Origin of the sequence: Microcoleus sp. Pol7_A1 (assembly GCF_036701085.1) — a bacterium.
GTDB classification, from domain to species: Bacteria; Cyanobacteriota; Cyanobacteriia; order Cyanobacteriales; family Microcoleaceae; genus Microcoleus; species Microcoleus asticus.
The window spans coordinates 101,697-116,203 of sequence record NZ_JAUBQD010000009.1 but is presented as its reverse complement, the minus strand read 5'-3'; the positions used below and the strand labels follow the sequence as shown (position 1 = coordinate 116,203).

Genomic DNA, 14,507 nt, shown 5'->3' with positions numbered 1-14,507 from the left:
TTTGTTTGACGTTCGATCGCACTTTTTCGTTTGTAACTGAGGCAAAAACCCGGTATTTCCGTCATAGCCAGCGATCGCCAATTTTTCGCACAGATTAGTTTACACTAACATTTGCCTAAGTTATGTAATTAATGTAGCAGTTGTCAATCTAAAATCCCAAATCCATTTTAGCAGCTTCTGCCTCGGCAAATACTTGTTCATCGGGCATTTCTTGCCAGTCAATATCCCCGATTTCCCTGTAGAATTGCTCGTCGTAAGGACGAGTTTGCACGACTACGGGCATCGGTACGGCGTGCCCCAAAACTAATGCTTGCTGTTTGGAGTCGAGTTTTGCCAAAACCGATCGCAAACTCTGCCCTCCAGAAACGCCGGTAAAAATAGCATCGATGTCTTTATCGTCGTTTAGCAAAGCTGTGATCCGCGTTCCTACTTGCGACATGACTTCGGCATCGATGCCGGAGGGACGCTGGTCTACAATCAGCAGGGTTACGAAGTATTTTCGCATTTCTCTGGCGATCGTACCGAAAATAGTCGATCGGACGATCGCCGGATCGAGAAAGCGGTGAGCTTCTTCAATGGTAATCACCAACGGCTGCGGGCGATCGCAAGGATTTTTGCTCTGCAAAAACTTCTCTGCTTTCCGCACGTAAGCTTGGTGAATGCGGCGAGTAATCACGTTTGCAGCCAACATATAGGACAGCAAATCCGAGTGAGAACCGAACTCAATTACTACATTTTTTCCACCATCCAAACACTGCAAAACTTCTGTTACATAATTTTTCGGACAGCGTTTCCGAATGTATTTCAAATCATTCAGTCGCTCTAACTTCCGCTGCAAAGCCATAATCGAAGACTTATTTCCCCGCTTTTCTTCGCAAAACATTTGGATATCTTCGTTGGTCATTTCCAGCAACTTGTTTATCCAACCACTACCCAACTCATTTCGCAAAATAATCGCATTTTCGATACTAGCTTCCGATAAATTTAACTCGCGCTGCACCAGCGCGATGTCTTCCACTTCAATTTGATCGAAACTCAAAAACAACTCTTGAGCGTCACGGACTCCCCGGCGTTTGGTGGATTCTGGATCGAGGGTATAAATCTGAATTTTATCGGGAAACAACTGCCGCAAACCTTTAACAGTGCTGAACTGTTTCCCTTCCGAAACAGCTTCCCACCCGTACTCCGAGTGCATATCAAAAATTAAATTAACAGCAGCTTGCTTGCGAATAATTCCCGATAAAAGCAAGCGAGTCAGAAAAGATTTTCCCGTTCCCGACTTGCCAAAAACTCCGTTGCTGCGTTCCACAAATCGGTCTAAATCCAAGCATACAGCAACGTCCATGTCAATCGGTTTGCCGATCGCAAAATTGCGGCGGTACGGGTCATCTTCCCAGCCAAAAACTGCCCTAAAATCGGTTTCTTTGGCATCAAACACCTGGGAAAAGTGGCTGGGAATAGTTTTAACAGGCAGCAACTCAATATCCGCACCGGTTTGTGACTCAAAAGAAGCCAAATTTCCTAAAGCCAACTTGTTCTCGCGGACTCCGCCGTTTTTCGGATCGAAAATTGCCTGCTGTTTTTCTCGTTCAGCAGTCAACATCAACATCGGCGACAGTTCGATCGTACCGTAGGTGCTGCTACCGGCTAGCACTGCTAGAAGAAAATCGTCGTTGGGATTGGGAGGATTCGATAAAATGCGAGCGCTGGAAGTTCCGAGAGACACGTCGGTGAGCATACAGAAAAAGTGCGATCGCACCCCCCGCACTACTAGAAATTTCCCCACCCTCATATCTTCCACCGAAACGTCGGCGTGCAGTCGCACTTCTAATCCCTTGCTCAGGGAACCTTGAATAACAGAGCCTAACGGTCGATCCATTTTAGATTTTAGATTTTAGATTTTAGATTTTTAATAATCGAGCAATTTTCGATGGGCGATTTTTTATTTTAGATTTTAGATTGTTAACAGTCAACTAATTACCATTCCGATTCTAGTGGCAATTCAAAAAAACTCGGACTCAGATCTATATCGGCCAAATCGGTTTCGCTCAAATAAGCATCGGTCAAAAATACCCCTTTTAAACTTGCGCCTTTGAGGTTTGTACCTTTCAGGTTAGCACCTCTGAGATTAACTCGGAATAAATGAGCATCGCTCAAGTCGGCCTCAGTTAAATCAGCTCCCTCCAAATTTACTCTCATCAAATCTGCTTTTCGGAGGTCAGCTTCGGTTAACTTAGCGCCGCTGAGGTCAGCTTTTGTCAAGTCTACACCTCTCAAGTCTGCCCCGCTCAAGTTAGCGAACAGCAAAGTAGCTCCGGTGAAATCTGTCTCCCTCAAATCGGCATCGCTTAAATTAGCGCCGCTGAGGTCAGCCCTTGTTAAGTCTACACCCCGGAGGTCAGCAGAACTCAAGTTTACTTGGTGTAAAATTGCGCCGCTTAAATCGGCTCCTCTCAAATCTGTTCCCTCCAAGTTTGCACCTTTGAGGTAAGCTTTTTTTAAGCTAGCTCTGCTGAGGTCTACATTTTTGAGATTAACCGAACTTAAGTTAGAACCGCTCAAATTAGCTCCGCTTAAATCCGATCCGTTTAAGTCGGCTCCGGTTAAGTTTATCCCTTGCAGCGATACATTGGGAGCAATTAAATAAGCTCCGCCCAGAGCGGGGTCAATGCCTTCTGAAAACAAAGTGTTGTTGCTATAAACAGCTTTCTCCAAAATCGTGCCGCTCAAACTGGCTTCCCTCAAGTCCGCTGCGCTGAGGTTGGCTCCTGCTAAGTTTGCCCGATCGAGTTTTGCGCCAAATAAAATAGCTTTGTATAAGTTTGTCCGCCGCAAATCGGCTCCTTTTAAATCGGCTTCGGTCAAATCTACCATAGCCAGATTTAAGCCGGGGAGCGAAGCATTGGGAGCTAGCAAAAATGCTCCCAATGCACCCGGGTCAATATCCTCGGGAAAGATAGTCCGGTTGTTGTATACGGCCTTGTCTAAAATGGCGCCTCTCAACTGACAACCGCGCAAATCGGCTCCGCTGAGGTTTGCTCTGGTTAAGTTGGCTTCCTGGAGATTTGCTCCAACTAAATTAGCCTTGATCAAACTTGCTTGTTTGAGGTTGGCGCCCGTGAGTTCGGCTCCTACGAGAGTAGCTTCTCGGAGGACAGCATCGGTCAAATTGGCTCTAGTGAGGTTAGCTAAATTGAGAAATGATTCAGCTAAATCCGCCCCGCTGAGATTGGCGCCGGTAAGGTCGGCTTCTATCAGGTCTGCATACCTGAGAATAGCGTCGCTGAGGTTGGTTTCTCGGAGGTCGGTGCCTCTGAGGTTGGCTCCCCGGAGTTCTGCACCGCCGAGGTTGGTGCCTTTGAGGGCTTGTCCCCTGAGGTCGAGTCGGTGCAGAAAGTCACCAACGTTCATTTCCATGTCAATTCACCCTCTCTATTCCGATACTTTTTTCCTAACCTTTGAAATCAAGTTAGATATTCTGAAAGTACCTTTGCTGAGTTCTGGTCAAAACCATTGTAATCATCAATAGCCACAACTGGTGCATCTGGCGGATAGTGTTCTGGAATATCGTCAATGGCTACCCAAGGTGAGTTTTCTGCTTGATTTTGTCGAAGATACTCAAGAACTTCCTGGTGTCGTAGATATTTGTGTTGGTGAATATTTTTGGGGTTGAGAAAAGGGGTGAATCCGATAATACGGATAGCGATATCTGGTGAAAACAACGAGGGATTACCGCGAAGGGAAATATTTCACGCCAGGAATATGAAATTACTGCTCGCGCATTAGGATAGGAACGAAGGACATTTTCAAAGTGATTAAGGCAAGCTGAATTAAATTTCATTATATCTGCTTGCTATCGAGATGTTTCATGTCTTCTGTCAGGAATAAGTACACCATCAATGTCTAATAAAATTAACATTAACTCAAATTACTATTGAAGAATTTAATGACTATTAATACTGCTTAATAATATAAATGTGCATCTACGATGCTCTCTCAATTGTTCGCTGCATGGACTTGTTAGACTGGAATCAATATTGTTATCCACTGTTTTTCTTTGCTGCTTCTTTCTGAGGAAAGGAAGATGCTGGTATCAACAAGTATTGTTCTGCAATTCACAGTTTTTCTAGGCTTCTGCCTTCCCCCCTGCTGGGGTAGGGGGGTTGCCTTATACCTTCTGCCTTCAGGGAATAGGAGCAAAACTATAAATTTTTTGAGGTTCGAGCCGATCGCAAATTCCGACTAATTCCGACAAAAGGAATGTCTCGCGATCGAGCTGGACTTGCAGGGTTTTGAGCGGATCTGCACCGGAGGAAACCAGGAATTCTAATTTTTGCAAATCCGACCAGGTGGCTATTTCGCCGAGAATTTGACCGATCGCCTTGACGTAAGGATGGTTTGGATCTTTGTACCAATCGGGGGCTGCGAGTCCGGCTTGATCGAAGCCGAGGTGAACGATGAGGGAGCCTTCTCCGAAAAGGGCTATTCCCACCGGCCGCGCTTCTTCTTGCAGCAACAAGTGCTGGCTAGCCGCCAAATGCCGCAGCTTTTCGAGGTGTTCGTACCGATTGTGAATGGCAGAATCTTCCTCTTTTCCTTCTGCTTTCTGACTTCTACCTTCTTCTTTCGTTGCGTTCCACTGAATGGCCACTGTTACTAAATAAGTTTGTAGCAGCATATGACCGAGTTTTTCAGCTTTTGTTGCCAGATAGATCGAGTTGTAATCTGTGGCTTCAATTAGTAAAGGGACGCGATCGGCTACTTCAATCCCGTAACCTTTCAAACCGGCAATTTTGCGCGGGTTGTTGGTAATCAACCGAATTTTTTTAACTCCCAAATCGTTCAGCATTTGCGCTCCGACGCCGTAGTTGCGTAAATCGGCGGGAAATCCCAACCGTTCGTTGGCTTCTACGGTATCGAGTCCCAAATCTTGCAGCGAGTAAGCTTTTAGTTTATTTACCAATCCAATGCCCCGACCTTCTTGGCGCAAGTAAACGATGACGCCAGAACCCACATTTTCGATCATTTTCAGTGCCGCTTGCAGTTGCATCCGGCAGTCGCAGCGCAAGGAACCCAAAGCATCGCCGGTCAGGCATTCGGAATGCACCCGCACCATCACGGGTTTGTCTTTAAATTCTGCCGGGTCGCCCTTGACAATAGCAACGTGTTCTGAATTGTCTTGGGTGTCGCGGTAGGCGTAAATCATAAACTCGCCGAATTGAGTGGGCAATTTGGCGACGGTTTCGCGGCGGACGAATCGATCGTGCTTGAGCCGGTAGCTAATTAAGTCGGCAATACTGATGATTTTGAGGTTGTGGATTTTGGCGTACTCGATTAATTCGGGCAACCTCGCCATCGAACCGTCGGGGTTTTGAATTTCGCAGATCACGCCGGCAGGATACAGGCCCGCGAGTCTGGCGAGGTCAACCGAGGCCTCGGTGTGACCGGCGCGTTTGAGGACGCCACCGTCGATCGCCCGCAGGGGAAAAATGTGACCGGGACGGCGCAAGTCTTGAGGTTTGGTGTCCGGGTGGATGGCTACTTGGATGGTGCGGGCCCTGTCTTCGGCGGAGATACCGGTACTGACGCCGTTGACTGCATCGATGCTGACGGTGAAGGCAGTTTGGTTGCTGTCGGTGTTTTTGCTGACCATGAGGGGCAGTTCCAGCCGATCGAGCCTTTCACCACTCAAAGCCAGACAAATCAAACCTCGCGCGTTCACGGCCATAAAATTGATGTTGTCGGGGGTGGCGAATTGGGCGGCACATATCACGTCGCCTTCGTTTTCGCGATTTTCGTCATCGACTACTACCAGGGGGCGACCTGCTTTGAGGTCTGCGAGGGCGCTGTCGATCGAGTCAAATTGAAATGATTGTGTTGAGGTGTGGTTATTGGGCACTGAGAAGTTCAAGCTATAAACAGTAATGTTATGGAAATAGAATCTATTTGTGATTGTAACCTTTTGTTTCCGGCAGGGGCATTCCCCGATCGAGATGAATTTGACAAGATTTCTGAACTCACTTACTATAAATATTGTACTTTGTCAATAAAATCTTTCCCTAATATTGCATGAGCTTGACTGATATCGCGAGGCTTTTAGGTAAACCGTACTTCCAAGCTCCTAATTGCTTAATTTATAACATGGACTGTTTGGAAGTATTGAAGTTGCTGCCCGATAAATTTGTAGATTTAACCGTTACCAGCCCGCCTTATAACATCGGCAAAGAGTACGAAAAATCCTTGGTGTTAGATGAGTATTTAAACTGGTGCGAGCAGTGGATAGCGGAGGTTTACCGGGTAACGCTCGATCGAGGAGCATTTTGGCTGAATTTAGGTTATTTGTCAATTCGCGATCGGGCAAAAGCAATTCCGATTTCCTACCTGCTTTGGGACAAAGTACCTTTTTATCTGATTCAAGAAGTTGTCTGGAACTACGGCGCAGGAGTTGCGGGCAGCAAGTTCTTTTCACCCCGCAATGAAAAGTTTCTATGGTATGTAAAAAATCAAGACAAGTATACATTTAATTTGGATGAAGTGCGCGACCCAAATGTGAAATATCCGAATCAGAAAAAGAACGGCAAGATTAAAGTAAACTTAAAAGGCAAAAATCCGACGGATGTGTGGCAGTTCCCAAAAGTTACGACTGGGAAAAACCGAGCTTCAAAAGAACGCACGCCTCACCCCGCTCAATTTCCTGTTGCTGTTGTCGATCGCATCATCAAGTCTGCATCGAATTTAAACGACATTGTTTTAGATCCGTTTATGGGTTCCGGGACTACAGCAATTGTGGCTCTGGGTTTGCAGCGTCAAGTTATTGGATTTGAAATTAGGGCTGATTACTGTGAGATTGTGGCTAATAGAATCGATAATTTTTTGATGGACAAGGAAGTTAGAGAAGCACAGTTATCTTTATTCTAAAGTTGGTAATTGCAGCAATTTATAACGTTCAACAGCAGGACTTAATTTCGCTTGTTGCCCTGTTGCAGCGGCTTGACCTTGCCAATCTTCTCGGTCTAACCATCCAAATCTGACTAAATTAATCTGCGGGACTTGTGAGCCTTGAATGTTTCTGTTGAATTTCTGGAAATTAACAACAAGGTAATAGCCAGATTTATTCTTTTTTCCTTCTATACCAGTAGTGCTTAGTTGAGTATAACTGCGATTTCCATATGTATTACGATTACTTGAAGAGGTTTTAATCTCGATCGAGAAGCAATCATCTAGAAGACAGACCAGATCTTTTTCAGTAGCATTTTCTTCGCGGCGCCAAATTTCTGGGTATCGCCTAGCCAATTCTAATGGGATGAGTTCGTGCAAAAAGTATCCCATAATTTGGGGGCGGGGAAATAAATCGACACCTATTTTATAGTTTTTGCTAGTTAGATTAGATTCAAATATTTCTCGCCAGACTTGAATTACTACTTCATATATTTCATCCGGGTTAAGTGGATGTATCTCTATCAGTTCCCTGGTTTTTGCTGCCCAATCTGCTGTGGCAAGCCCCGCATAAGGTGAAGTCATTTACTCTATCCCCTCCAACAATTCGCTTAGCGATACTCCCAAAGCTTTAGCTAGACGCACAATATTCAGAAGTGCAACATTTCTCTCGCCACGTTCAATGCCGCCAATGTAATTTCGATGCAGTTCTGCTAGTTCAGCTAACTCCTCTTGGCTGAGCCCCCTAGCTTTTCTCAATTTGCGAACTTGTTCGCCAAATATTTTAAGCTTTATATTTTTTGTCACGCCAAAAATATAAAGCTTATAAGTGTTTCACATCTACACACTATGAGTGTTAACTTGAAAAAAGGCTTTAAATCTACACACTATGAGTGTTAATTAGAAAAGGCAGAAAGATCTGGATTCTCCGAGGAGCAACTGCCTAAACAAAAAAAAGCCCTCAACTTTGTGAGGGCTTTGCGATGCCAGGAACGAGACTTGAACTCGTGACACGTGGATTTTCAGTCCACTGCTCTACCAACTGAGCTATCCCGGCTTGTTTTTTCGCGCTTTACTATCTTAGCAGACACATACAGAATTTAGCAAGCACTTTTTCAAATTAATTTTCGCTCGCCCGGAACCGCCCGCCTGTAAGCTAAAAGCTGCAACCTAAAATCCAAGAATCGCAATGGCACAGCAACATCGGGACAGCGAGGGCAAGAGTCTGCTTGTCTTAGGCATAATTTGGCTGCTGGGGGCAATTAGCGATCGCCTCTGGTTTGCCCTCGATCGATCTGTCCCGGCGTGGGATCAAGCAGACTACCTGACTAGCACCCTGAAATACTTGCAGGCGTTGCAGCATCCTCAGTGGCTTTCCGGGGAGTGGTGGACAAACTTCTGGCTGCTTTCGACGAAAATTCCGCCCTTGGCATACATCTTAACGGTTCCGTTTCTTCAGGTTTTCGGTACTGGGGGCGATCGGGCAACCCTCGTTCATCTATTATTTAGTGCAATTCTCCTCGCTTCAGTCTACAGTCTGGGCGTCCAATTGTTTAACCGGCAAGTCGGTTTGTGGGCCGCTGCAATTTGCGTTTTGTTACCGGGACTTTATCGGTTCCGCTTGCAATTTTTGCTCGACTATCCCCTCACTGCGGCGATTACTTTTGCTTTCTATTGTCTGACAATGTGGAAGGCTTCTGAAGGAAGAAGGAAGAAGGAAGAAGGAAGTTCGGCAACGGATTTAACGGATGTAACTGATAGAACTCTGTTGGAGGAACGAACAAAGAAAAAGTATAAATTCTCCCCCTCCCCCACTCTCCCCCTCTCCCCGTCATCTTTCTTTTGGGCGATCGCCTTTGGAATTTCTCTCGGTTTATCAATATTAGTTAAACACACTACCGTATTATTTCTATTTACCCCGATTGTGTGGTTGGCTGTTGGTGCTGTGCGCCAAAAAGCTTGGGGGAGATTAGGTCAATTAACTGGTGCTTTGTTGCTGTCGGCGGCGGTGTTTGGCCCGTGGGCGAAAACCAATTGGCTGTTAATTTTGACCGGGGGAAAACGGGCAACGGTGGATTCTGCGATCGCCGAAGGAGATCCGGCCCTCAATACGATCGACGCTTGGATTTACTACGGTCAACGCTTACCAGAACACATTTCTTGGCCTCTGTTACTTATTCCCTTAGTAGGATTGATACTTTATTGGCGTCGTCGGCAAGATAGTTCCTCAATCTTTTATCTCAACTCCTGTCGCTGGCTGGCTGTTTTCTGGGTAGGAGCTTATTTAATTAATTCTTTAAATATCAACAAAGACGACCGATATGGTATACCTTATTTGCCAGTTTTATCTATTTTCTTAGCCTACTGTTTAACGCTGTGGCCTTCTCGGTGGGGACGACAAATTCGCTGGGGTACAATTGGCTTGGCAATTCTGGCAATGTTGTTCCATATGTGGCCGCTGGGAGGGGCTTTGGGACATAGCTTAGTCCAAATTATCAGTCCCGGCAATTCTAACTATCCTTACTTGGGGAAAGAGTGGCCGCACCGAGAGGTAATTGCAGAAATTATTGATCGGGAACCTTATTTGCAATCTACTTTAGGCGTGTTACCTTCGACGCCGGAAATTAACCAGCATAATTTGAATTATTACGGTGCTTTAGCGAATTTTCAGGTTTACGGGCGGCAGGTGGGAACGAATTTAAAAGAAGTGCCGCAAGATGTGCGATCGCTCTCTTGGTTCGTAACTAAAAGTGGTCTGCAAGGTTCGATTCGCGAACGGATTAAAAACGCCCAAAAGGCAGCGGTGGTGGCAATTGAAAAAGGTGATAAGTTTCAGTTAGAAAAAACTTGGATTTTGCCCGATTATACTAATTTAAATCTTTATCGCAAGCGAGTGCAGCCTGTCGAAATACAGCCGTTGAATGAAGGGCGATCGCAAGTACAATTAGATCGAGTTACTGTCGCTGCAAAAGCAGTTCCCGGAGTCGCGCTGCCGGTTACTTATACTTGGTCTGGGCCTTGGCAGCAGTTGCAGTCTGGTTTAGTGTTGGTAACGTGGCAAAATCAGCAGTCTGGCGATATTCCACCGGGACAGACTTTCAGGATTTTACACGATCGCGCGATCGCCCAGGCGACTTTGCATCCGGGGATGCTGGAAGCGGATAAATTTGCTGTGGGGTTTCGAGTTTTCGATCGCACAGCGATGCTTCCTCCTGCTAATATTGCATCGGGAACTTACAATCTGCAAGCTACTTATCTAAATCGGAAAACCGGTGAAACTTATCCGATTAATGTGCCGGCAGTGAGTGTTAAGATCGAGGCAGAGCCTCTGGATATGCGTTCTCAGGCAGATCCGGGAAACGAGGATAATACTGATAAGCCTGAGTTAGATTTGGTGACTCAATTGCGAGCGATGGCGGTTAATTTACCCAAAGGATTGCCAGGTTTAGAACCAGTCTTCGAGCAGATTGGGCGCATCAATCAGTACGATCCAATTCAAGATTATACCGTGCAAGCGGAACAAGCGTTAGAATATCGGTTGCAGCAGGAACCAAATAATCTAGAATTGGCTTATGCTTTGGCCTTTTCTCGGGTATTGCAGCAGAATGTCAAAAGTTCGATCGTCGCCTTAGAAAAAGTCACTCAACTAGACTCAAAAAACCCTTACGCTTACGCCTATCTCGCTTTCGTACACCTGTACGGCTGGCATCCCAAAGCCGCTCAAACAGCCTTAAAACCTGCTCTCGCTCTCAAATCCAACCTACCGGAAATTAGAGTTTTAAACGGTGTAGCGGCTCTGATGCAAGGTAATCTCATTCAAGCATGGCAAGATTTGCAATACTTAAAAAAACTAAAAATTTAACAATCCCTTTTATTGTGGCACGGGCGTCCCGCCTGTGCTTCCGAATCAGTAAAAAACAGAAAACCAATGAACCAACCAAGAATTGTTTCCCTAATTCCCAGTGCCACCGAAATTGTAGCACTTTTAGGATTAACCGATGCAATTGTGGGCCGTTCCCACGAATGCGACTATCCCCCAGAAATCCAAAATTTACCTGTTTGCACTCAGCCTAAATTCAATCCCGAAGGAACTAGCAGCGAAATTCACAACCGCGTGACAGAATTGTTGCAAAATGCCCTCAGCGTGTATAAAGTAGAAATAGATACTTTGGAAAAATTGCAGCCGACTCACATTATTACTCAAGCTCAATGTGAAGTCTGCGCTTGTTCTCTAACAGAGGTTGAACAAGCGGTAAGCACGCTGGTAAATAGCAAGCCGGAAATTATTTCTTTGCAGCCGAATCTGCTAGCAGAAATCTGGACGGATATTCAGCGAGTTGCTGATGCTTTGGGCGTAGATGGCAAAAGTGCGATCGACCTTTTGCAATCCCGCATCGATGCTATTACCTCGAAAACACAAGCATCCTCTATTATTACCACAAAAGAGAAACTTCCCAAAGTAGCTTGCATCGAGTGGATTGAACCTTTGATGGCTGCGGGTAACTGGATTCCTGAATTAGTGACAATGGCGGGAGGCAATTCGCTATTTGGAATTGTCGGCGAACATTCCCCTTGGTTAAAATGGGAATCGCTAGTAGAAGCTAATCCCGATGTAATTATTTTCATGCCTTGCGGCTTTGATTTAAGCCGCACTCGCAGCGAAGCAATGCAGATAACTAAATACGCAGAATGGCCTAATTTGCAAGCAGTAAAAACGGGGCAAGTTTACATAACCGACGGCAACTCTTACTTTAATCGACCAGGGCCGAGATTGGTTGATTCGTTAGAAATTTTAGCCGAAATCCTCCATCCCGAAATCTTCGATTTTGGCTATCGAGGTAAGGGTTGGCAGCCATTTTTGTAAGTACCCGCAGCTAGCTAAAGCTTTATGCATATTAATTCTGAATTGCCTGCCATACAAATAAGGACACAACATTGTTGTGTCCTTATTTCGCTTTCATTTAACCGAATCTGACATCAATTGATGCAAAAAACGCTAGTCCTACCTTGTTGGAGCAGGGGGCATCAATACCTTGTCAATTACGTGAATAACGCCGTTGCTAGCTTTGATATCAGCTTTCACAACATTAGCGCCGCCGACAGTAACTTTGCCTGCGCTAACAGCCACATTGAGCGAACTGCCTTCGACACTTTTAACATCGCCGGATTTCAGGCTAGTAGATAAAACCGCACCAGGAACAACGTGGTAAGTTAAAATCTTAGTAAGTTTGGCTTTGTTTGCCGGTTTGAGCAAATCATCCACAGTTGCTTTTGGCAAAGCAGCAAAAGCCGCGTCAGTCGGAGCAAAAACAGTGAAAGGACCTTTACCTTGTAAAGTTGTAACCAAACCTGCAGATCCCAAAGCCTTCGTCAGTGTCTTGAATTGAGCGTCGCCAGATGCAATAGCAACAATATCTTTAGTAGCGCCAGTTGGTGCCGCCGGTGAAACGCCAGTTGGTGCCGGTGAAGTGCCAGTTGGTGCCGGTGAAGTGCCAGTTGGTGTCTGTGAAACGCCAGTTGGTGCCGGTGAAGCAGTGGTTTTTACGTTTCCTGCAACTTGTGGAGTTTGAGTTGCATTAGCAACATTGGTGCTGGAGGTGATGTGAGCCCAAGCCGGGAAACCAATCAACGCGCTAGCGCCGATTATTCCTGCGAAACCTGTCAGTTGTTTCATCCAGCTAGGTAAATTTTGATTTTTCATTGCGCTTGCATTTCCTTAGGAGATAAAACAGTGAACATGAATTGTTATGTTAGCCAAATCTCGACAAAAGGCAAGGTTGCCAGAGGCTAAGATAGAGAAAAATTTCTCTTGCATCCCCGATCGACCAAAACTTCCTTACTATAACGCAAGCTGAGAAATCGGGCATCAACCGCTAAATCTGTAACTCAAAACCTCAATCACCGAACCAGTTTGGGGTAAGTCAGCAGATTTGATCGAAATAGTGTCATTATTCAATCGGCGCACCGGCGTACCATCCATCAGCGCCAAGAATTCATCTAGCGGCACTAAATCGCACGCAGCAGCATCGGCGGCTTGGGTTTTGAAATGTGTCGGAATCACCATCTTTGGTTTGAGAAGTTGCAAAGTTTGCTTCGCTTCCGCCGGAGTGTAAGCTTTCGGCCCGCCGCCCACGGGAATCAGCACTACATCGGGCCGCCCGATCAAGATTTGTTCTTCAATGCCGATCGGACCAGCAACTCCGCCCAAGTGTAAAATCTTAACGCCCGCTTGCTGCCACAGCCAAGCCACATTGACCCCAAATCGCCGTCCTCCCTCACGGTCTTTTTCCGTCCGAATCCCTTGAATCCGCAGCCCGTTAGACCTGTAAGCGCCCGGTTCGTACAAAAGGCCGGGATTGCCCGCAAATCCGTCGATCGCCCCTTCATCGAGCAACCGGCTGCTAATCAGAATCAAATCTGTTGGCACTTTAGGAGAGCGATAGCCTGCGGTACAGCCCAGGGGGCGAAAAGGATTCACCAGCACCCTCGCACCGCCTCCAGCGAACAAGAAGCAAGTGTGCCCCAACCACTGAACCGACAAAGAATCAGCAGTTTGAGCTTGATAGCTTTCCCATCCAGATGGTAAACCAGTTGCTAAAGCTGCTAGCAAACCCGTCTGTGCGTAACGTATTAATTGTCGCCGTTTCATCTTGTGGTTGGGGTTGTCGGGTGTTGGTCGTTTGTTGTTATACCACAAAACACCGTCAGTCGATTTTAGATTTTAGATTTTAGATTTTAGATTTACTTGCAGCATTGAATCTGGAATCTCGAACAGAAGTCTAAAATTTGGAGTTCACCACGACAGGAGTGGGGGGCTTGTATCCTTTTTGGGGCGGTTCAGGTGCAAAAATGTGTACCCTACTCTCACCGTAAGGTGCTATAATAGCTAACCCTACAAATTCAGAGAAATTCAACTAAAGTCTTTCTAAGAAATTCCGCAATAATTGCTTTCCCGAAGTCGTCAAAATACTTTCCGGGTGAAACTGTACACCTTCAATGTGCGGATATTCCCGGTGCCGCACGCCCATAATAGTTCCGTCTTCAACCCAAGCGGTAATTTCCAAAACTTCTGGACAACTCTGCTTTTCAATTACCAAACTGTGATAGCGAGTTGCAATCATCGGCGATTCCACGCCCTGAAAAACTCCGGTGCCTGCGTGTTCTACCTGAGAAGTTTTGCCGTGCATCAACACGGGCGCAGAAACAATTTTGCCGCCGAATACTTGACCGATACTTTGATGTCCGAGGCACACTCCTAAAATTGGTAGAGTCGGGCCCAATTCTTTGATTAATTCCAGAGAAATTCCCGCATCTTCCGGCCGCCCCGGGCCTGGAGAAATTACCACTGCTGCCGGCTGCAATCGGCGAATTTCTGCTAAGGAGATTTGGTCGTTGCGGTAGACTTGCACTTCGCTTGCTACAGGCAACTCAGCACCCAGTTCTCCTAGATACTGTACCAAATTGTATGTAAAACTGTCGTAGTTATCGATGACTATAATCACGGGTTAAGTTAGATTTTAGGTTTTAGATTTTAGATTTTAGATTGACTCGCTCCCTGAAAGCAAGGGTTT

At 46.0% G+C, this 14,507-nt stretch carries 12 protein-coding genes and 1 tRNA gene; 3 read left to right on the top strand and 10 right to left on the bottom strand.

Annotation, left to right across the window (positions count from 1 at the left end; all coding sequences use genetic code 11):
- Nucleotides 1–148: 148 nt before the first annotated feature.
- From QUA20_RS08250 to ribBA, 4 genes are all read right to left on the bottom strand, one after another.
- Nucleotides 149–1,879 (bottom strand): helicase HerA domain-containing protein, encoded by a 1,731-nt coding sequence (locus QUA20_RS08250; RefSeq protein ID WP_172190655.1) that lies wholly within the window; start codon nt 1,877–1,879, stop codon nt 149–151.
- A gap of 98 nt (nt 1,880–1,977) precedes the next feature.
- Nucleotides 1,978–3,417: a pentapeptide repeat-containing protein gene (locus QUA20_RS08245; protein ID WP_333187499.1), complete on the bottom strand. Its 1,440-nt coding sequence runs from the start codon at nt 3,415–3,417 to the stop codon at nt 1,978–1,980.
- A gap of 47 nt (nt 3,418–3,464) precedes the next feature.
- Nucleotides 3,465–3,722 (bottom strand): HAD domain-containing protein, encoded by a 258-nt coding sequence (locus QUA20_RS08240; protein WP_333187497.1) that lies wholly within the window; start codon nt 3,720–3,722, stop codon nt 3,465–3,467.
- A gap of 461 nt (nt 3,723–4,183) precedes the next feature.
- On the bottom strand, nt 4,184–5,899 hold the full coding sequence (ribBA, locus tag QUA20_RS08235; protein WP_333187493.1) for a bifunctional 3,4-dihydroxy-2-butanone-4-phosphate synthase/GTP cyclohydrolase II: 1,716 nt from the start codon (nt 5,897–5,899) through the stop codon (nt 4,184–4,186).
- 170 nt (nt 5,900–6,069) lie between these two features.
- Between ribBA and QUA20_RS08230 the strand changes: the two genes are divergently transcribed.
- Complete coding sequence (locus tag QUA20_RS08230) at nt 6,070–6,918, top strand: site-specific DNA-methyltransferase (protein WP_333187490.1); 849 nt, start codon at nt 6,070–6,072, stop codon at nt 6,916–6,918.
- Here QUA20_RS08230 and QUA20_RS08225 read toward each other — a convergent pair.
- The 3 genes from QUA20_RS08225 to QUA20_RS08215 form a co-directional block, all read right to left on the bottom strand.
- Nucleotides 6,910–7,521 (bottom strand): ScaI family restriction endonuclease, encoded by a 612-nt coding sequence (locus QUA20_RS08225; RefSeq protein WP_333187487.1) that lies wholly within the window; start codon nt 7,519–7,521, stop codon nt 6,910–6,912. The two genes, QUA20_RS08230 and QUA20_RS08225, sit on opposite strands and share 9 nt — an antisense overlap.
- Entirely contained in the window at nt 7,522–7,743 is a 222-nt protein-coding gene (locus QUA20_RS08220) for a helix-turn-helix transcriptional regulator (RefSeq protein ID WP_333187484.1), read from the bottom strand. It lies immediately after the preceding gene.
- Nucleotides 7,744–7,920: 177 nt separating this feature from the next.
- Nucleotides 7,921–7,993, bottom strand: a tRNA-Phe gene (locus tag QUA20_RS08215).
- A 132-nt stretch (nt 7,994–8,125) separates the two neighbouring features.
- On the opposite strand from QUA20_RS08215, the gene QUA20_RS08210 reads away from it, so the two are divergent.
- Entirely contained in the window at nt 8,126–10,798 is a 2,673-nt protein-coding gene (locus QUA20_RS08210) for a phospholipid carrier-dependent glycosyltransferase (RefSeq protein WP_333187481.1), read from the top strand.
- 66 nt (nt 10,799–10,864) lie between these two features.
- Entirely contained in the window at nt 10,865–11,800 is a 936-nt protein-coding gene (locus QUA20_RS08205) for a cobalamin-binding protein (RefSeq protein WP_333187478.1), read from the top strand.
- A gap of 138 nt (nt 11,801–11,938) precedes the next feature.
- Here the strand turns inward: QUA20_RS08205 and QUA20_RS08200 are convergent, their stop codons facing one another.
- From QUA20_RS08200 to QUA20_RS08190, 3 genes are all read right to left on the bottom strand, one after another.
- Nucleotides 11,939–12,637: a fasciclin domain-containing protein gene (locus tag QUA20_RS08200; RefSeq protein ID WP_333187476.1), complete on the bottom strand. Its 699-nt coding sequence runs from the start codon at nt 12,635–12,637 to the stop codon at nt 11,939–11,941.
- Nucleotides 12,638–12,802: 165 nt separating this feature from the next.
- A complete protein-coding gene (locus QUA20_RS08195) occupies nt 12,803–13,585 on the bottom strand; it encodes an MBL fold metallo-hydrolase (protein WP_172190728.1) in 783 nt (260 codons plus the stop codon).
- A gap of 265 nt (nt 13,586–13,850) precedes the next feature.
- Nucleotides 13,851–14,438, bottom strand: coding sequence for an aminodeoxychorismate/anthranilate synthase component II (locus tag QUA20_RS08190; RefSeq protein ID WP_333187473.1), 588 nt, complete (start codon nt 14,436–14,438; stop codon nt 13,851–13,853).
- Nucleotides 14,439–14,507 lie beyond the last annotated feature (69 nt).